Origin of the sequence: Mesorhizobium sp. M0136, from assembly GCF_040322515.1 — a bacterium.
Lineage (GTDB): Bacteria > Pseudomonadota > Alphaproteobacteria > Rhizobiales > Rhizobiaceae > Mesorhizobium.
The window spans coordinates 39,626-57,193 of the sequence record NZ_JAMYTP010000003.1 but is presented as its reverse complement, the minus strand read 5'-3'; the positions used below and the strand labels follow the sequence as shown (position 1 = coordinate 57,193).

At 60.7% G+C, this 17,568-nt stretch carries 14 protein-coding genes; 11 read left to right on the top strand and 3 right to left on the bottom strand.

Annotation, left to right across the window (positions count from 1 at the left end):
* Window positions 1–46: 46 nt before the first annotated feature.
* Both NKJ35_RS03950 and NKJ35_RS03945 read right to left on the bottom strand, forming a co-directional pair.
* The gene (locus tag NKJ35_RS03950) at window positions 47–823 is read right to left on the bottom strand and encodes a polysaccharide deacetylase family protein (RefSeq protein ID WP_352645133.1); all 777 of its coding nucleotides are present in this window, start codon (window positions 821–823) and stop codon (window positions 47–49) included.
* Window positions 820–1,908 (bottom strand): glycosyltransferase family 4 protein, encoded by a 1,089-nt coding sequence (locus NKJ35_RS03945; RefSeq protein ID WP_352645131.1) that lies wholly within the window; start codon window positions 1,906–1,908, stop codon window positions 820–822. Before NKJ35_RS03945 ends, NKJ35_RS03950 begins: the two co-directional genes overlap by 4 nt.
* Window positions 1,909–2,000: 92 nt before the next feature.
* Between NKJ35_RS03945 and NKJ35_RS03940 the strand changes: the two genes are divergently transcribed.
* From NKJ35_RS03940 to NKJ35_RS03905, 8 genes are all read left to right on the top strand, one after another.
* Window positions 2,001–3,161, top strand: a complete 1,161-nt coding sequence (locus NKJ35_RS03940) for a DUF3095 domain-containing protein (protein ID WP_352645490.1) — start codon at window positions 2,001–2,003, stop codon at window positions 3,159–3,161.
* 105 nt (window positions 3,162–3,266) lie between these two features.
* Window positions 3,267–4,610 carry a nucleotide sugar dehydrogenase gene (locus NKJ35_RS03935; RefSeq protein WP_352645129.1) on the top strand — a complete coding sequence of 448 codons (1,344 nt, stop codon included), beginning with the start codon at window positions 3,267–3,269 and terminating at the stop codon, window positions 4,608–4,610.
* A 51-nt stretch (window positions 4,611–4,661) separates the two neighbouring features.
* On the top strand, window positions 4,662–6,002 hold the full coding sequence (locus NKJ35_RS03930; protein ID WP_352506847.1) for an adenylate/guanylate cyclase domain-containing protein: 1,341 nt from the start codon (window positions 4,662–4,664) through the stop codon (window positions 6,000–6,002).
* A 149-nt stretch (window positions 6,003–6,151) separates the two neighbouring features.
* Entirely contained in the window at window positions 6,152–8,047 is a 1,896-nt protein-coding gene (locus NKJ35_RS03925) for an ABC transporter ATP-binding protein (protein ID WP_254818873.1), read from the top strand.
* Window positions 8,044–9,942: an ABC transporter substrate-binding protein gene (locus NKJ35_RS03920; RefSeq protein WP_352645126.1), complete on the top strand. Its 1,899-nt coding sequence runs from the start codon at window positions 8,044–8,046 to the stop codon at window positions 9,940–9,942. Before NKJ35_RS03925 ends, NKJ35_RS03920 begins: the two co-directional genes overlap by 4 nt.
* A gap of 2 nt (window positions 9,943–9,944) precedes the next feature.
* Window positions 9,945–10,943: an ABC transporter permease gene (locus NKJ35_RS03915; protein WP_254818875.1), complete on the top strand. Its 999-nt coding sequence runs from the start codon at window positions 9,945–9,947 to the stop codon at window positions 10,941–10,943.
* Window positions 10,940–12,121, top strand: coding sequence for an ABC transporter permease (locus tag NKJ35_RS03910; RefSeq protein WP_352645124.1), 1,182 nt, complete (start codon window positions 10,940–10,942; stop codon window positions 12,119–12,121). Before NKJ35_RS03915 ends, NKJ35_RS03910 begins: the two co-directional genes overlap by 4 nt.
* 207 nt (window positions 12,122–12,328) lie before the next feature.
* The gene (locus tag NKJ35_RS03905) at window positions 12,329–12,808 is read left to right on the top strand and encodes a class I SAM-dependent methyltransferase (RefSeq protein WP_352645122.1); all 480 of its coding nucleotides are present in this window, start codon (window positions 12,329–12,331) and stop codon (window positions 12,806–12,808) included.
* Window positions 12,809–12,874: 66 nt separating this feature from the next.
* On the opposite strand, the gene NKJ35_RS03900 is transcribed toward NKJ35_RS03905, so the two are convergent.
* Window positions 12,875–14,290, bottom strand: a complete 1,416-nt coding sequence (locus tag NKJ35_RS03900; RefSeq protein WP_352645120.1) for an adenylate/guanylate cyclase domain-containing protein — start codon at window positions 14,288–14,290, stop codon at window positions 12,875–12,877.
* 161 nt (window positions 14,291–14,451) lie between these two features.
* Between NKJ35_RS03900 and NKJ35_RS03895 the strand changes: the two genes are divergently transcribed.
* The 3 genes from NKJ35_RS03895 to NKJ35_RS03885 all read left to right on the top strand — a co-directional run bounded on the left by NKJ35_RS03895 (window position 14,452) and on the right by NKJ35_RS03885 (window position 17,419).
* Entirely contained in the window at window positions 14,452–15,312 is an 861-nt protein-coding gene (locus tag NKJ35_RS03895; RefSeq protein WP_352645118.1) for a hypothetical protein, read from the top strand.
* Window positions 15,313–15,385: 73 nt separating this feature from the next.
* On the top strand, window positions 15,386–15,910 hold the full coding sequence (locus NKJ35_RS03890) for a GNAT family N-acetyltransferase (RefSeq protein ID WP_352645116.1): 525 nt from the start codon (window positions 15,386–15,388) through the stop codon (window positions 15,908–15,910).
* A 123-nt stretch (window positions 15,911–16,033) separates the two neighbouring features.
* Window positions 16,034–17,419 (top strand): hypothetical protein, encoded by a 1,386-nt coding sequence (locus NKJ35_RS03885; protein ID WP_352645114.1) that lies wholly within the window; start codon window positions 16,034–16,036, stop codon window positions 17,417–17,419.
* Window positions 17,420–17,568: the final 149 nt, after the last annotated feature.

Below are 17,568 nucleotides of genomic sequence, written 5' to 3'. Positions count from 1 at the left end.
TTTCCTCTATCTCTTTGTTTTGACGCAATTCCGGACGGAAAACCGTTCACACCTTTCCTGGAATTGCTCTACCGGCGCTGCGCCCGATCAATGTCCTGATCGGAAGCCATACGCAGGCTTCAGTCTGTGCGGTGACTGTGAACAGCCGTTCGAGGAAGAGCCAGGCCGATTCATCATGTACGAGATGGTGGGTGAGCAGGCCGACCGGTTCGCCTCCATCGAATGCATGCTGCAACTGCGCGATGATGGCCCGAACCAATAGGCCATGATCGCGGCAGCCGCCCGTGCCATGCCAATCCATGATGTCGACATTGCTGTTGATGACCGCAAGTGAAGCCGGTCTTGGCGGCCCATAGACCGACAATGCCGAAAATCCTATCGATCCAAGGTCGGATACCAAGCCGGCGTCGATCCTGTTCCAGGGTGGCACCAGCATCGGAACGGCACGTGCGCCGTGCAGGCCGGTTATGTGCGACAGCCCGCGAGCCAGATCATCGAGCACCACCTCGCGTGGCCGATGCGCGCCGAGCTCCTGCTTCTTCTGGCCCTCGGGAGCATGATTTCGGTGCGCCCAGCCATGGATGGCGACCGTGGCATGCGGCGCCTCGTCAAGCCAAACGACGAGCTTTTCGTCAGTCAGGGCGGGAATGACGGCCAGAGTCACCGGAACCGCGAATTCACCGGTGAGCTCGAGCAACCGATCAAGCGCAGGCGTCGGATCCACGGCGTCATCGTCGCGCAGCCAGAACTCTGCCTTACGGTCCGCCCATTGCCGGCTCGCCAGTTCCTCCATCAAGGGTTGCCAGATTTGATCGGATGTCATGAGACCGGGATCTTCGCAAGAAGTTCGGCCAGACGCGCCGCCGCAGCACCGAGAGAACGTTCTTCGAGGATGAAACGTCTGGCTTCTGCGGCCATGATGGATCTTTCGTCGTTACGGGCCAGAAGCCTTTCGATGGCAGAAGCGAACGCCGCCACATCGCCCGGCGGGGTGAGAAACCCGGCCTGGCCATCCCGCACGACCTCCGGCACGCCGGCGACGTCCTGAGCCACAACCGGAAGGCCGGCGGCCTGTGCTTCAAGATAGGCAACGCCATAGGCCTCGCCGAAACCCGGCCAGACGTAAATTCCCCCACTGTAGAGGACATCCGGCACTGCGGCTGGCTCAAGCGCGCCAAGCCATTCGATACGCTCGGCGGGCAAGCCGGCGAATTGCGCTTTAATCTCCTCGCGGGCAGGTCCGTCCCCGACGACCGACATGGTCCAGGGCAGATGACCGATCAAACCGAGCGCCTGCGCCAGCATGCGATAGCTTTCGACTTTGTCGCCCGGGCGCATCATGGCGACGGTAACGAGGCGCGTCGGACAAGCCCGTGCCGGTGTTTCCCGGAATAGCGATGTGTCGATGAAGGGCGAAAGCATGCCGAAAGCGGCTTCGGGTATCGCATCTGCCAGTCCCTGACGATCCCTTTGCGTGAAGCAGATGTTCAGCGCCGCCTGTTCGACGGCTCGCGCCACCAACGCTTGCGTATCGGCCCACAAACCGGTGTTGCGCCGCCTCGAATAGGAGGCTTCCGCTGTCACATAGGGAACGCCAAAGGCCAACGCCAGTTCGGGCCCGATCAGGTCGGGCGCCTTGTAATAGGGATGATAGGTGAACCACAGATTGGGCTTGCCGTCACGATCCCAAAGCCCTGCCAGCCGCGCGGCTTCCTCCCGGGCCTCGATCTTGAGCGCATCGAAACTTTTCGAATCCGGTTCGCGTAGATAGAAGCGCAATTCGGATGCCAGTTCGACGCTGTGCCCTCCATGCTCCAGCGCCTTGACCAGCATCCGTGCCATTTGACGGTCGCCGGAGGCAACGGGATGATTGGGCGACTTCAGCGGCGCGTAGAAGGCAATTCGCATCGCCGGACCCTATCATCGGAAAGCCTGCGCAAGTCAATTTCGAAGCATGATCGACTTCACCCTCAAGCACTGGAATGTGCTATCTGATGCTCATGGAAACAGCTGCCGCTGCCGATCCGTTTGTTGCTTCTCTGCCGGTCTTCGCAAAATTCGAAAGCGTTGCCGATATCGATAACTATCGGCCTCTCCCCGATGGCTGGGCGCTTGCTACCGCAGACACCGTCGGCTCGACCAAGGCGATCGCGGCGGGGCGCTATAAAACCGTCAATATGGCCGGTGCCAGCGTCATTTCGGCGCTGCTCAATGCGCTGGGTAGGCAAGATCTTCCCTTTGTCTTCGGCGGCGACGGCGCGCTCGTGGCGTTTCCCGGCTCGGCGCTGGAGATCACCCGCAACGCGCTGGCGGCTGTCCAGAGATGGGTGGCGGACGAGCTGGATCTGAGCTTGCGTGCCGCAATCGTGCCGATAAAGGATATAAGAGCGCAAGGCCTCGACGTTCGCGTGGCGAGGTTCCAGGCCTCCGATGCAGTCTTCTATGCCATGTTCGCCGGAGGTGGCGGCAGTTGGGCGGAAGCCGAGATGAAAGCGGGGCGCTACCGCATCGATCCTGCGCCGGCCGGCGCGCGGCCGGATCTGACCGGCCTCTCCTGCCGCTGGAACCCAATCGAAGCCCGGCATGGCGAAATTGTCTCGATCATAGCCATACCGGGGGCGTCGCGCGACTTGCGCGGTTTTCAGTTTCTGGTTTCCGACATCATCGCCCTTGCCGGCAGGCAGGAACGCGATGGCCACCCGGTGCCAGTGAACGGGCCGGACTACAGTGTGCTGCCCGCCGGCCTCGATATCGAGGCGCGGGCCATGGCGCCGGCAGGACGGCGGTGGCTGTCGAAGCTGTGGATAGTGTTCCTGATGACGCTTACGGCTGTTACGGATAGATATGGCTGGACGATCGGCAGATTCGATCCGAAGATCTACAAACGCGAAGTGGCCAGCAATTCGGATTTCCGGAAGTTCGACGATGGCTTGAAGATGACCATCGACGTTGACGCGGATGTGTTGCAACGGATCGAGAACCGGCTGAAACAGGCGGAAGAGGCGGGCATCTGCAACTATGGCCTGCACCGCCAGAAATCGGCCTTGATGACATGCCTCGTCGCATCGCCGCTGCAGCGCGATCACGTTCATTTCATCGATGGCGCCGCCGGCGGCTATGCGATGGCTGCCGCAAGCCTTAAGGCGAAGGTGCCGGTCTGACGGCTTGCGGACATCGATTTTCCGCAATATGCCTCGGGGCTCTTGTGAGCGGTGAGCCTCACCATGGAAGCGGACGGCCTGTCCGAATTGACGGGAAGCACATTTTTGGACGCCTCACGATCGACATATGACCGTCTTCTGAACCGGATTTCGACGCGTGCCGCGCAAGTCGGCGTGATCGGACTGGGCTATGTCGGGTTGCCGCTGGCGGTTGCGATCGCACGCGCCGGCTTCCCGGTTTCCGGCTTCGACATCGAAGCCCAAAAGGTCGAGAGCCTGAACAACGGCCAATCCTACATCGAGGCGGTGACGTCGACAGCCCTTGCCGGCCAGGTGGCGAGCGGACGGTTCCGCGCCACTGCGGATTTTGCCGAACTGGCCGTCTGCGATGTCATCATCATCTGCGTTCCGACACCACTGACGAAACACCGCGAGCCGGATCTCTCCTTTGTCAGGAACACGGCAGGCATCATCGCGAAGCATCTGCGTCTCGGCCAGCTGATCGTGCTGGAATCGACCACCTATCCCGGCACCACCGACGACGTGATCAAGCCCATCCTGGAAAAAACCGGCTTGCAGTCGAGGAGAGATTTCTTCCTCGGCTTCTCGCCCGAACGCGAGGATCCCGGCAACCGCAGCTTTGAAGTCGCGACGATCCCCAAGGTCGTGGCGGGTGACGGCACTGAAGCGGCGACGCTCGTGCAGGCTTTCTACCATGGCGTGGTCAAGACCGTCGTTCCGGTTTCCACCACGGCGACCGCCGAGGCGGTCAAGCTGACGGAAAACATCTTCCGCTCGGTCAACATAGCCCTCGTCAACGAGTTGAAGGTCGTGCTCGGTGCGATGGGAATCGACATCTGGGAGGTGATCGAGGCGGCAAAGACCAAGCCGTTCGGCTACATGCCTTTCTATCCTGGCCCTGGACTTGGCGGGCACTGCGTTCCGATCGATCCTTTCTACCTGACGTGGAAGGCGCGCGAATACGAACTGCCGACCCGCTTCATCGAGCTGGCGGCAGAGATCAACACGGCCATGCCGCGTCATGTGGTCGATGAACTGGCGAAGGCGCTGGACCGGCGCTGCGGCAAGGCGCTCAGCCGCTCGCGCATTCTCATCATCGGGCTTGCCTATAAGAAGAATGTGCCCGACATCCGCGAAAGCCCCTCATTGCGGCTCATTGAACTCATCGAGGAATGGGGCGGCAAGGCGGAATTCCACGATCCGCATGTTACCGAAATCCCGACCACACGGGAGCATATGGCGATCAAGGGGCGTCGCTCGGTCGAATTGACCGAGGTGGCCCTGAAGGATTTCGACGCTGTCGTCGTTGCAACCGACCACGACGCGATCGACTATCAGGCGATCGCGGATCACGCTCTACTGATAGTCGACACACGCAATATTTTTGGCCGCCTCGGGCTAACCCGAGAGACGGTGGTGAAGGCCTGACGGCGTCCGAGCCGGCGAATTTGTGGCGGATCAAGGAGATTTCGAGATAGCATGAGCACAGCGCAAGCAGAAATTTCTGCCATTCTCATGGATAAGGTTGCCGATTGGCTGACGCAATCGGCGTTGGCGGGCGACGACCTGGAAACATTGGTAAGGGGCTTTTGTGAACGGCTGGCTGCTGCCGGCCTGCCGTTGAAGCGGGTGCATTTGAGCTTTTCGATGCTTCATCCGCTTTATGACGCGCTCGGCTTCACCTGGCTCCGCGGCCAGGGCCTGGAAGTGGAAGGCTTCCGCAAGGAGAACGGCGTTCACTCCGACAGATTCCTAACCAGCCCATACTACCATCTGCTCAGCCACAAGCTCGACCATCTGCGGCGCCGGCTCGACCCGTCGGTGCCGTCGGAATTTCCTGTTTTCGACGACCTCAAGCTGATGGGCGTCACAGATTACATGGCTTTCGTCCATCCCTTCAGCGGCAACACCAGTCAGGGCATGATCGGGTCTTGGTCCACCGACAGTGCCGCAGGCTTCAGCGACAGCATGATTGCGGCGCTGCTGCGCATCCAGAACCATCTCGCTATCGCAACCAAGATGGCGGTGCTCACCAAGCTTGCCGACAACATGATGACCACTTATCTCGGCGGCGACGCCGGCAGGCGCGTGCTCGACGGCCAGATCAAGCGCGGCGAGGGCGATACAATCCGGGCGGCACTGGTCATGGGCGACATGCGCGGGTCGTCAAGACTTGCCGAAACCTCCGGCCGCGAAGTCTATATCGATACGCTGAACCAGTTTTTCGACGCCGCTGCTGCGCCTTTCAACCGCAAGGGCGGGCAGATCATGAGTTTCATAGGGGATGGCTTCATTGCAGTTTACCCTTGCGCAAGGCACCGTTCACAGTCCGAGATCGCCTGCCAGGCCGCTCTTGCAGCAGCGCACAAGGCCACCGCGCGCATGATGGATCTCAATCTGCGCAGAAAGCAGCAAGGATTGAGCGACATAAACTATGGTATCGGCCTGCATGTGGGCAATGTGATGTTCGGCAATGTCGGGCTTACCGACCGGCTCACATTCTCCGTCTTCGGCTCGGCTGTAAACGAGGTCCAGCGCCTCCAGACTCTGACCAAGAAATATCCGCACAGCGTTCTCGCCAGCAAAGACTTCGCCAGCTATTGCGGCGCCAACAACTGGCTGGCGCTCGGTATGGAGGAACTGGCGGGCATCAGGCAGAAGCTAACGGTGCTTTCACCCGATTTGTCGGGTGCTCTCTCGCTCGACGAAGACGGTGCGCTGGAGCCGATTTACGACCGAATATCGGACGCCGAGCAGGTCATGCTGCTTCATCGCAATGCCGCGCGGCCGTCCGCGGGTGACCCGAGGAAGCTCCAGTAACCGCCACGATCTGATCCGAACGCGTGTGGTATGCAGTCCGATCGCCGGTTCCGCCAGGGAACTGGCGACTGTTCGAATCCAAGTTGCTCTAGGCTGGCAATGCGCTAGTCTCGCCTTCTGGAGCGGCCAGAGTGGGGGCTGGTGTGAGAATGAATTTGGGCGTTGATCTGCTGCGGATCGAGGATGTTGGCATCTCTTTTGCCATTATAGGGGGACCGTTGCATGCCGTCAGGCGTGCGAATCTTCGCGTCTTGCCCGGCAAGGTTACCGCGCTTGTGGGCGAGTCCGGTTCCGGAAAATCGGTTCTCAGCCAGGCTGTGATGGGCATTTTGCCGAACACAGCCCATGTTCGCGGCCGTATCCTGTTTTCCGATCCTGAAAAGCCCGGCACGACGCAGGATATCCTGCAGATGCCGCGTGACGGACCCGAAATCCGGGCGTTGAGAGGCAGCCGAATCGGCAAAATATTTCAGGAGCCGATGACATCACTGTCGCCGCTGCATACGATCGGCAATCAGGTCAGCGAATCCCTGCAGATTCATACGCCCACGGCTCGGGTGGAGCGCAAGGCGCGGACCGAGGAAATGCTCGGACTTGTCGGCTTTCCCAACCCCAAGCGCGCCTATGACATGTATCCCTTTGAACTTTCGGGAGGATTGCGTCAACGCGCCATGATCGCCATGGCGCTTATCTGCCGGCCCGCCCTGTTGATCGCCGACGAGCCGACAACGGCGTTGGACGTCACCATCCAGGCGCAAATCCTGCAATTGCTGCGCGAGCTTCAGACGAAGCTGAACATGGCGATGCTGCTGATCACGCACGACCTTGGCGTAGTCGCCAATGTCGCCGACGAGGTGGTGGTCATGTACCATGGCGAGATCATGGAAGCGGGACCTGTGGAGGCGATATTCCGCCGGCCGGGCCACCCTTACCTGAAGGGCCTGATGGCAGCCGTTCCGCATTTCGACCTGAAGCCCGGCGAAAGGCTAAAGGCGCTCCGCGAGGTGCCGGTGAATGTCGGGAACCTGCTCGGCAAGCAGACGGCGCCGGCATCGAAGGGGCCGGACGACCTCCTGCTGTCGGTCAGGGATATGACAAAGACCTTCACGATCCGCAAGTCCGGATGGTTCGGCGGAGGTCATCAAACCTCTGTTCGCGCCGTGGACGGCGTGAGCTTTGATATCAGGCGGGGCGAGTGCCTGGGTCTTGTCGGCGAAAGCGGCTCCGGCAAAACCACCGTCAGCAAGGTCCTCATGCGGGCTGTCACCCCTAGCGGCGGCTCTGTGATCTTCAACGGCCGCGATGGTCCGATCGACGTCTTGAAAGCCGAGGGAGACGCTCTGCGCATGCTGCGCGCGAAAATCCAGATGGTCTTCCAGGATCCGGTTTCGTCGCTTTCACCTCGCATGACGGTGGAGAACATTTTGAGCGAGCCGCTGGAAATCCATCAACGTGGCAATGCCGCGTCCCGACTCGCCACGGTCAAGAACCTGATGCAGGCAATCGGACTCGACCCGCGCTTCATAAAGCGTTATCCGCACAGTTTCTCCGGCGGACAGCGTCAGCGTATCGGCATCGCGCGCGCGTTGGCGCTGGGGCCTGAACTCCTGATCTGCGACGAGCCAGTTTCGGCACTCGATGTCTCTGTCCAGGCGCAGATCCTGAATCTTCTGAAGGACCTGCAGAAGGAACTGGGCCTGACCTACCTGTTCATATCCCACAACTTGGCGGTGGTGGACTACATGGCAGACCGCATCGCGGTGATGTGCGGCGGGCGTATCGTCGAGCTAGCGCCGCGCGAAATTCTGCTTAGGAAACCGGTCCACCCCTACACGCGCTCACTGGTCGCCGCAGTCCCTTTCCCCGATCTCGACAGGCCGATGGATTTCAAGACTCTGAAGCTCAGCGGCGCTTCCGACACCAGCGCATGGGGACCGCAATTCCGCGACCAGGGCGACGAGGACATGCTGTCGCCGCTCGATCTTGGCGGCGGCCACCTCGTGCTGGCGCGACGTTCGGCCGATGTCAGCGAGCTACGCCATTGATCAGCCGGCGCACCGTCCTTGGACTCATGGCTTCGGCATTTCTGCCGGGCACGTTGCGCGCCGGCGATCTGGAGCCGGAATTTCTTCAGCCGCAGTTGAAGGCCAGGGCGCTGCCGGCACTCGCCGAACGCCTGCCCAAGCGCCCGCGCGCGTTGAATCTCGCTGCGATGGGCCGGCAGCCCGGCCAATATGGCGGCACGCTGCGCACGATCATTGGCAGCCAGAAAGATATCCGGATGATGACGATCTACGGGTACGCTCGCCTGGTCGGCTATGACGAAAAGCTTAACCTGCAAGCCGACATTCTCGAAAGTTTCGATGTAGCGGATGATCGTGTCTTCACTTTCAAGATACGAGAAGGACATAAATGGTCTGACGGTAGCCTGCTGACGTCGGAGGATTTTCGCTATTGCTGGGAAGATGTCTGGCTGAACGATGAGCTTTCGCAAGGCGGGCTCGCCCCGGCCCTGCTGGCGGACGGCAAGGCGCCACGCTTCGAGATCGTCGATCCGTTGACGGTCCGCTACAGTTGGGATGCGCCCAATCCCGACTTCCTGCCCAAGCTCGCCGCTGCTTCGCCCCTATCGCTTGTTCTGCCGGCCGCCTATCTCAAGCAGTTCCACAAGAAATACCAGGATCCATTCCGGCTCGCCGGCCTAATGAAGGAGAACCGGGCCAAGAAATGGACGCTCTTACATATCCGCATGTCGCGGCAATATCGCCCGGAGAACCCGGAACTGCCGACGCTCGATCCCTGGCAGAACCGGACCAAGCCGCCGGCTGAGCAGTTCGTCTTCGAGCGGAACCCGTTCTTTCATCGAATAGACGAGAATGGCCGGCAACTGCCCTATGTCGACCGGATAGTCATGAACGTCAGCTCGTCGGCGATCATTTCCGCTAAGACCGGTGCGGGCGAGAGCGACCTGCAAGGCATGGGAATTGACTTCACCGATTACGCCTTCCTGAAGGATGCGGAGAAGCGCTACCCGGTGAAGATGCATCTCTGGAAACGCACACAAGGTTCGCGGCTGGCGCTGCTGCCCAATCTGAATTGTGCCGACCAGGTGTGGCGCGGCCTTTTTCGTGACGTGCGCGTGCGCCGCGCACTTTCGCTCGCTGTGGACAGGCGCGAGATCAATTTGGCCGTGTTCTACGGGTTGGCGCAGGAAAGTGCCGATACGGTCCTGCCGGAGAGCCCGCTCTACCGGCCGGAATTCGCGAAAGCCTGGGTCGCCCATGATCCCGACCAGGCCAATGCCCTGCTCGACGAGGTCGGGCTTCAGGCGCGTGACGATGACGGCCTGCGGATACTTCCCGACGGACGCTCGGCGCAGCTCGTAGTGGAAACGGCCGGCGAAAGCACGCTGGAAACCGACGCGCTCGAGCTCATCACCGATCACTGGCGCAAGATCGGCATCGCTCTGTTCATCCGGACTTCGCAGCGCGACATCTTCCGCAGCCGCGCGCTTGGTGGCCAGATCATGATGTCGATGTGGTCGGGCATCGACAATGGCGTGCCGACCGCCGACATGAACCCCTACCAACTGGCCCCCACCGTCGACGACCAGCTGCAATGGCCGCTCTGGGGTGCTCACTACTTGTCCCGTGGCAAGGTCGGCGAAGCGCCCGATCTTCCGCCCGTGGTCGAGTTGATGGATTTACTCAAGCGCTGGAACGCATCGACCGAAGCCACGGAGCGCGCCGAGATCTGGAATTCGATGCTGTCGATCTATACCGATCAGGTGTTTTCGATCGGCACGGTGAACGGAACGCATCAGCCGGTTCTGGCATCCTCGCGGCTGCGCAATCTGCCCGACAAGGCGCTTTACGGCTACGACCCGACCGCCTATTTCGGTGTCTATATGCCGGATACATTCTGGCTTGGAGAGTCCTGAGCGTGCTTCGATATTTGGTCTGGCGCATCGCCGTGATGGTTCCAACGCTGCTGGTCATATCGGCACTGGTGTTCACGATCATCGAACTTCCCCCAGGCGACTATTTCGACAGCTATGTTGCCGAGCTTCGGGCTCAGGGCGAAGCGGTGGATTCCGATCGCATCGAGATGATGCGCAAGGAATATGGTTTCGATAAGCCACCGGTCATTCGCTACTTCTACTGGGTCGGCGGGATGCTGCACGGCGATTTCGGCTATTCCTTCGAATATGAGCTGCCGGTTCGCGACGTCGTGGGGGACCGAATGTGGCTGACGGTGCTGGTTTCCTTCGTCACGATCATCTTCACCTGGCTCATCGCCTTTCCGATCGGCATGTACTCCGCCACACATCAATACAGCTGGGGCGACTACGGCCTGACTTTCTTCGGCCTTCTCGGCCTTGCGATTCCGAACTTCATGCTGGCGCTGATCCTGATGTATTTCGCCAACATCTGGTTCGGCACGTCCATCGGCCACCTCATGGACCAGCAATATCTCGGCGAGCCGATGAGCTGGGCCAAGGCGAAGTCGATCCTCGCCCATCTCTGGATTCCGGTCTTGATCATCGGCACCGGGGGCACGGCAAGCATGATCCGGCGGCTGCGAGCCAATCTGCTCGATGAGCTACATAAGCAATATGTCGTGACCGCGCGCGCCAAAGGCCTTCATCCCTTCAGGGCGCTGGTCAAATATCCGCTGCGCATGGCGCTCAATTTCTTCATTTCAGATATCGGCTCTATCTTGCCAGCCATCATCTCCGGCGCCGAAATCACGGCAATCGTGCTGTCTTTGGAGACGACCGGGCCGATGCTGATCAAAGCGCTGCAAAGCCAGGACATGTATCTGGCAGGGTCGTTCCTGATGTTCCTGGCCTTCCTGACGGTCATCGGCGTCCTGATTTCCGACCTGGCGCTGGCGCTACTTGATCCGCGAATTCGTTTGCAAGGCGGCAGCACCAAATGAACACGCAATCGCCGCTGCCCGCTCCGGGTACCCCACTGCAACACTATGTTTCCATCGAGCCCTTTGACCTGCAGTCGGTCGAGGCGATGACGCCGGAGCAGGAGAAGGTCTTTCAGGCGTCGCAGTTGCGGCTGATGTGGTGGAAATTCCGTCGGCACCGGCTTGCCCTTGTATCCGGCATATTCCTGGCAGCGCTTTATTTCGGGATACTGATCTGCGAGTTCCTGGCGCCCTACGATCTGCACACGCGCAACATGGACTACATCTATTCGCCGCCGCAACGGGTGCACCTGTTCCACAACGGCCAGTTCGTCGGGCCGTTCGTCTATGGCCGCCAGATGACGCTGGATATGGACACGCTCAAGCGGAACTACATCGAGCAACAGGATGATGTTCAGCGGATCCGTTTCTTCTGCAAGGGCGACAAGTACCGGTTCTGGGGCCTGATCGAAGGTGACAGGCATTTTGTCTGCCCCGCCGAAAACGGCCAGCTCTTTCTGGCCGGCACTGACAGGCTGGGGCGCGATGTGCTCTCGCGCATCATCTATGGCGCACGCATTTCACTGACAATAGGCCTCGTCGGCATCAGTTTCAGCTTCCTGCTCGGCATTGTCATCGGCGGACTGGCCGGCTATCACGGCGGTATCTTCGATCTGATCGTTCAACGGATAATCGAAGTTCTGCAATCGATCCCCAGCATTCCGCTATGGCTGGCTCTGGCGGCAATCATGCCGATAACCTGGAGTCCGATCCTTATCTATTTCGGCATCACCGTCATCCTCGGACTGCTCGACTGGACCGGACTGGCGCGGGCCGTGCGTTCGAAGCTTCTAGCCTTGCGCGAGGAGGATTACGTTCTGGCCGCGCAATTGATGGGCGCCAGAAGCAGCCGCATTATCCGCCGACACCTCATTCCCGGCTTTATGTCGCATCTGATCGCGACGGCAACGATCTCCATACCCGGCATGATCCTGGGCGAGACGGCGCTGAGCTTCCTCGGGCTCGGCCTGAGGGCGCCGATAACCAGCTGGGGCATCCTGCTCACCGAGGCGCGCAGCGTCAGCGTGATCGCGTTCTATCCATGGCTGCTTTTGCCGATGCTCCCCGTCGTTCTCGTCATCTTGGCGTTCAACTTCCTCGGCGACGGGTTGCGGGACGCCGCGGACCCCTACAAGTGACATCGCTATTCCGCCGCGCGCCGCGCCGCCGACTCCACCCGGTATGATCCTTGTCGGCAGCCTGTTCGCTTGTTGCAGTGTTCATCGTTCGCCTCTACACGCGGCAAGACTCGATCGGGGGTTAACACGTCGCCTCTGGTTTCAGCCGCGAAACGCTCTGGTCGGGGCAGTTGATTTCGTGGACTTGTTCAGGAGATACAATCGCGCATGAGTCGCCTCGACAGTTTCATCCGGAGGATGACCGCACAGCGCGACATACTCGATTATGTCTGCGCCGAGGTGGCGAAGATGGAGGGGCCCGTGCTCGAGCTCGGCCTCGGTAATGGCCGGACGTTCCACCATCTGCGCGAGCGCCTGCCCGGACGCCGGATCATAGCGTTCGACCGCGCACTTGCCGCACACGCCAGCTCAATTCCCGAAGCTGAAAACCTCGTGCTCGGCGAAATACGCGAGACGGCGAGCAGGTTCATTGGCATCGACGCCGCTCTTGTTCATGCCGACATCGGCACCGGCTATGAAGATCGCGATGCAGTGATCTCTACCTGGCTTCCCGATCTGACCGCGCGCCTACTTCGCGTCGGCGGCATCGCGGTCAGCGGCACGCCGCTCGATCACCCGCAGTTGCAACGCCTCCCGCCGCCACCTTCGGTTCCCGCCGATCGTTATTTTATCTGTAGGCGTGTGTGAGGGGCCGGGACGAGCCAAATCTTCAGGGTCAAGCCTTTAGGGGCCAAACCTTCAGGAGCCAAACCTTCAGGGGATCGTGTATACTGCTATCTCCCGGTCAATGCCGCGCAGTGAGACCTCGTGGGGCACGGGCGTGAGCGCATTCCTGTGCAAGAGATCAGCGGTGAGATTGTCGTCGACCACCGCTCGAGTGGCGAAGATCGCCTGTGCGTTGGCAAGGTTCTGGACCCGCGAAGCAATGTTGACCGTCTGGCCGAAATAGTCCTGTCGCTCATTCATAGACACGGCGATGCAGGGGCCGGCATGGACTCCGATCTTGAGCAGCAGATCCTCGCGCCCGCTCTTGTCGTTGAGCGTACGCATGGCATCGCGCATCCTGAGGGCTGCAGCGATCGCACGATCGGGCGTCGCGAAGGTCGCCATCACCGCATCACCGATCGTCTTCACCACCGCGCCTGCCTCCGCCGTGACGATCTCGTGCAGAACCTGGAAATGCTCGCGCACGAGATCGAAGGCTGAAAGGTCGCCCACCCGCTCGTAAAGCTCGGTCGATCCGCGCAGGTCGGTGAACAGGAACGTCAGGCTGGTGATCTTCAGGCGCTGGTTGATGTCGAGTGTATCCGTGCGATAGAGATCGCGGAACGTCTGGTTGGTGAGCAGGCGCTTGGCGGTCAGGAAGGGCCGGCGTTTTCCCAGGAAATCATGCAATGCCTGGCTGGCGATGAAGACCGTCGGCAGCACGCGGGTGTCGGTCCGGTTTTCCAGCGAAATGCGCAACGGGCCGGGTTGCATCTCCAGCGTCTGGTTCTGGACATGGTCGCGGTCGAAAACCAAAGAGAGGCTCCGGCGCTCCTTTGTTGGTTCGCCCTTCCCGTCGATGAACTGCGCCGAGTGGGTGACCGGCTCGAAGACGATGATGAATTCGGACGGAAGCTGTATGGGCAGAACCGCCTTTTCACCGGGCGCAAGCTCGATATCCTCCAGCGAGAACGTTTCCATCTTTTCCGCGAAATGCTCTTCCGGCAGATCGACGCCGGACGCCCAGTAGATCTGGCGGAAATATTCCGCCACCGGCAGTTCGTGTGGATTGTGGGCGGCAATCCTGCGCACGCGGGGACTGACGGTGAATGTCACCTCGACCATCTCGTCGAGGGTCGGTGAATAGCCCTCGGAGCACAGCGCGCAGGTGTATTCGTCCTTTTGCAGGGTTTTCAGCGTGGCGTTGGTGTCGAGCACGCCGCCACAGCCGGGGCACAGAACATTCCAGGAAATGTCGAAGATGCCCACCCGCGCGGCATGGAGAAAGGCGCCTATTGCGCGCTCCTCGTCGAGGCCATGCTTGCTGGCGAAGGCTGGCGCATTGATGCGGCAAAGTTCGCGGTCCTCGCCCTCCGCGATGGTTCGCTTGATCGCGTCGATCGCCTGTGGATCGACATCGGCCGATTGTCGCAGAAGTGAGAACAGATCCTGAGCTTCGTTCATCGTGCAGGCTCCGGAAAATGCACCCCGTGGCGTTTTGACCGGACCGGTCTTTGGTCCGAATGCTCCATCTTACTTCGAAACGAACCGTGCGGCCATTCGAATGGATAAGCCTGGTGACCGTTCACTTAGGCCGATTTTAACCGGCCGCAAGCAGCATTATGATGGTCCACGGAGCCTTCATCTTTGGGATTTTCTCCCATGCCGACATCGGACAATCCGCCATTTCCCGCGACCCTGCGCCTTTTCTCTGCGGTCGTCATCATCGTCCTGATCGTAGGCGCCGGCCTGTTTTTCGTGCCTGTTCTGGTCAAACCGGGCTGGCCTTGGCCGTCACGCCGTTCAATGCGCGCTTTCTCGGCGGCTTCTACACCGCCGAAATGGTCGTGATGGCGGCGCTGCTGGTCTGGAATCGCTGGTCGCCCGGCAGGCTCGTGCTCTTCATGGCCTTCATCTTCACCGTCATCGTGTCGGTGGCTTCGTTCATCAATCTCGACTATTTCAACTTCGAGCGCAAAGCGCCCTGGCTGTGGTTTTTGGTCTATCTTGCTTCGGTCGCGGTATCCGGGCTGTTCCTGTGGCGGGCCAGGGCCCGTCCTTCTTCAAAAGGCGTGACCTTAAATCCCGCATGGCGCGGCTACATGCCGGTGGAATCCGCGATCCTTGGGCTCTATGGCGTCGGCCTGTTGCTGTTTCCCCTGACATTCAGTGGCATCTGGCCATGGCCGATCGATGCCTTCCACGCTCAGGTCTACAGCGCAATCTTCCTCGCCGGTGCGGGCGGTATATATCTCGTCTGGAGAAGCGCGCCGCGCGAGGAACTGCTGGTGCTCGGGTTGGGACAGTTTCTGGTTGGCCTGCTTGCCATCCTCGGCGTCGTAATCACCGACGCTGCGGTGCACCGGATCGACTGGACGGCGATCGGGACATTGTGCTGGCTCACGCTTTTCGGCTGGATCGGCATCAGCGGCGTCTTCAAACTCTACGCCGCCTCCCGGTATTTCAGCTCGCAATCGGCATCATAGGTTGAGAGACGGCTGGATTTTCAGGTGGCGTCCGGTGCATCGTACCGGTCCGATTGCCTTCGCCGGGAACGCCATGACCAGCACGACGTCGCCACCCTCCGAGAAAAGCCAGCCGCTGCTCCGGTCCGTCCGGCCAAGCGATGCGGAGGCGCTTTGCGCTATTTTCAACATGCCGGGCTTCCGCCGAGGCACGCTCAGGATGCCTTTCGAGATGGTGGAGCAGGTGGCGCGGCGCATCGCCAAGTCCGGCCCGGAAACCACCTGGATCGTTGCCGAGCTGGACGGCAAGGTCGTCGGCCACGGCAGCCTGGTCGTGCAGGGTTCACCCCGCCGTTCGCACATCGGCGAGATCAATATCGGCCTTGACGATGCCTTTGTTGGCAAAGGTATCGGCTCTGCCATACTTGGCGCGCTGCTTGACGTGGCCGACAACTGGCGCGCCCTGAAGCGAGTCGAATTGACCGTCTATGCCGAGAACGAACCGGCCCTCCGTCTCTACAAAAGCCACGGCTTTGAGATCGAAGGCCGGCATGTGAAGGCCGGCTTTACTGACGGGCAGTACCACGACCTCCTGAGCATGGCCCGGCTGCGGTTCTAAGATCCGCCGTTTGCCTTAGCTGTTTAGCCAATCTGACAATTCGTGCCGAGTCAGCGAACAGGGCCGCATCCACCAAGTCTGCTCTCGCTTGGCGTTTACACCGCAAGCGGCTAGACGGGACCAATGACCGCCGTCTTTGATCCAACCCCTACCCCTCCGCCGGAAATTCTGGCTGTGCTGTCGCTGCTCTGCCCGGAGGTCGTGCGCGACATCGAGCAGAACTGGAATGCACCGGTTTCCGATTACGCCCGCCATCTGTGGCGGCCGGTGGCAAGGCCTGCATCGGGCCCGGCGATCGCTGCCCGCTCGATCCTGCGCGAAGTCCTGCATCAGCGACTCGATAGGATCATGCGGCCTGAGGAGATCGGCAAAGCCCTCGACGAGTTCGAGCACAGACCGGTGATTCAGTCCGGCCTGCACTGCCTGCTTCTGATGGACCGGATCACCTTCGATGCCCTCCTGCTTGCCTGGCTCGGCGCGGTCGAAAACGGGCTGGCGGCCTTCGTCGGCTTCATGGGAGCGACGATGACCATGGAGACAGTTGGCCGGGAGGGGCCGGGATGGCTCGATGTCGGCGACGACAAGGTCAACCTGTTTGGGATGGGGCGCCACAAACTGTGCCGCAAAAGCGCCTGCGTGGCCGGTCCCGTCTCCCTCAACAAGCGCGCGCTCGAAGCGGTGGGCGATGAAACGGATGCCAGCCGCTGGCTGGGCACACTGCTTGCCAGCCAGGACAAGGTGTTTGAAACCGCCGCCGATGCGCTGACTGCCCTGAACCAGGATCTGGTCGCCAATTGGGATCGTGCCGGCATGGCCCTGCCGGTTTTCATCGATGATCGGGCCGCCGCGGCTGCCATGGCGCGGCATCTGGAATATGACGGCGGCCTTCTTTCCAGACTGCTCATTGAACCCGCAAGACGCCAGCGTCTCGAACGTGCCTGGCAAGAGGCCGCATCGAGCCCATTTGGCAGATTCCTGCCCAATGCCACGGACTATTTCTGGGGCATTCGCGAGGAGCGCGTGCGCAAACTCGTTCTCGAGAACGGGCACCTGATCGAGCCCGACAGGCCGCAAGGTCTTTCCATCCCGTTCGAGCGGCCGTATCTCAGGCAGGCGCTGCTGGACGGCGTGCTGCTGCCGAACTTGTTCCTGACGTTCCTCGTCCTTGCCATATTGCCGCGCGCGCGGGTCGTGGGGGGCCTGAGACAGATTGGCTATGTAGCGCTTTTCCACTCGATCCTTCTGGCCGCGCTAGACGAAAACGCGCCGGAAGAGCGCGATCTGGCTGCGGAGCTGCAGGTTCGGGAAAATGCCTGGGGCATGCGGGTCATCGATGAAAAGATCTCAGTCCGCGAGCAGCTTGCCGGCCTGCCGGAAGGAGCGCTCTTCCCGGACCTGCTCCGGCAATACCGATTGCGGACATTTGCCGAGACGACCGACGACCTAAAACTGGTTCGCGAAAACGCCAGATGGCGCAAGATCGGCCAGGCAGAGATCAAGCCGACCTGAGCCTAAGTCACAACCGCAAGCTGACAGCGAGGCAGCCGTTGCATCAAGAGGTCATGCGTAGCGCTCTGCCACCGGACCCACACGGATGGCTCGATGCCCATTTGCGCTGCCGCTTGCTCGTCGACGGCTATCGGTGCATCCTTGTGAAT

Bases quoted from the DNA above. Each gene is read 5' to 3' on its own strand.
- NKJ35_RS03950 (WP_352645133.1), bottom strand. From the start codon at position 823: ATGACATCCGATCAAATCTGGCAACCCTTGATGGAGGAACTGGCGAGC.
- NKJ35_RS03945 (WP_352645131.1), bottom strand. From the start codon at position 1,908: ATGCGAATTGCCTTCTACGCGCCGCTGAAGTCGCCCAATCATCCCGTT.
- NKJ35_RS03940 (WP_352645490.1), top strand. From the start codon at position 2,001: ATGGAAACAGCTGCCGCTGCCGATCCGTTTGTTGCTTCTCTGCCGGTC.
- NKJ35_RS03930 (WP_352506847.1), top strand. From the start codon at position 4,662: ATGAGCACAGCGCAAGCAGAAATTTCTGCCATTCTCATGGATAAGGTT.
- NKJ35_RS03925 (WP_254818873.1), top strand. From the start codon at position 6,152: ATGAATTTGGGCGTTGATCTGCTGCGGATCGAGGATGTTGGCATCTCT.
- NKJ35_RS03910 (WP_352645124.1), top strand. From the start codon at position 10,940: ATGAACACGCAATCGCCGCTGCCCGCTCCGGGTACCCCACTGCAACAC.
- NKJ35_RS03905 (WP_352645122.1), top strand. From the start codon at position 12,329: ATGAGTCGCCTCGACAGTTTCATCCGGAGGATGACCGCACAGCGCGAC.
- NKJ35_RS03900 (WP_352645120.1), bottom strand. From the start codon at position 14,290: ATGAACGAAGCTCAGGATCTGTTCTCACTTCTGCGACAATCGGCCGAT.
- NKJ35_RS03895 (WP_352645118.1), top strand. From the start codon at position 14,452: ATGGTCCACGGAGCCTTCATCTTTGGGATTTTCTCCCATGCCGACATC.
- NKJ35_RS03890 (WP_352645116.1), top strand. From the start codon at position 15,386: ATGACCAGCACGACGTCGCCACCCTCCGAGAAAAGCCAGCCGCTGCTC.
- NKJ35_RS03885 (WP_352645114.1), top strand. From the start codon at position 16,034: ATGACCGCCGTCTTTGATCCAACCCCTACCCCTCCGCCGGAAATTCTG.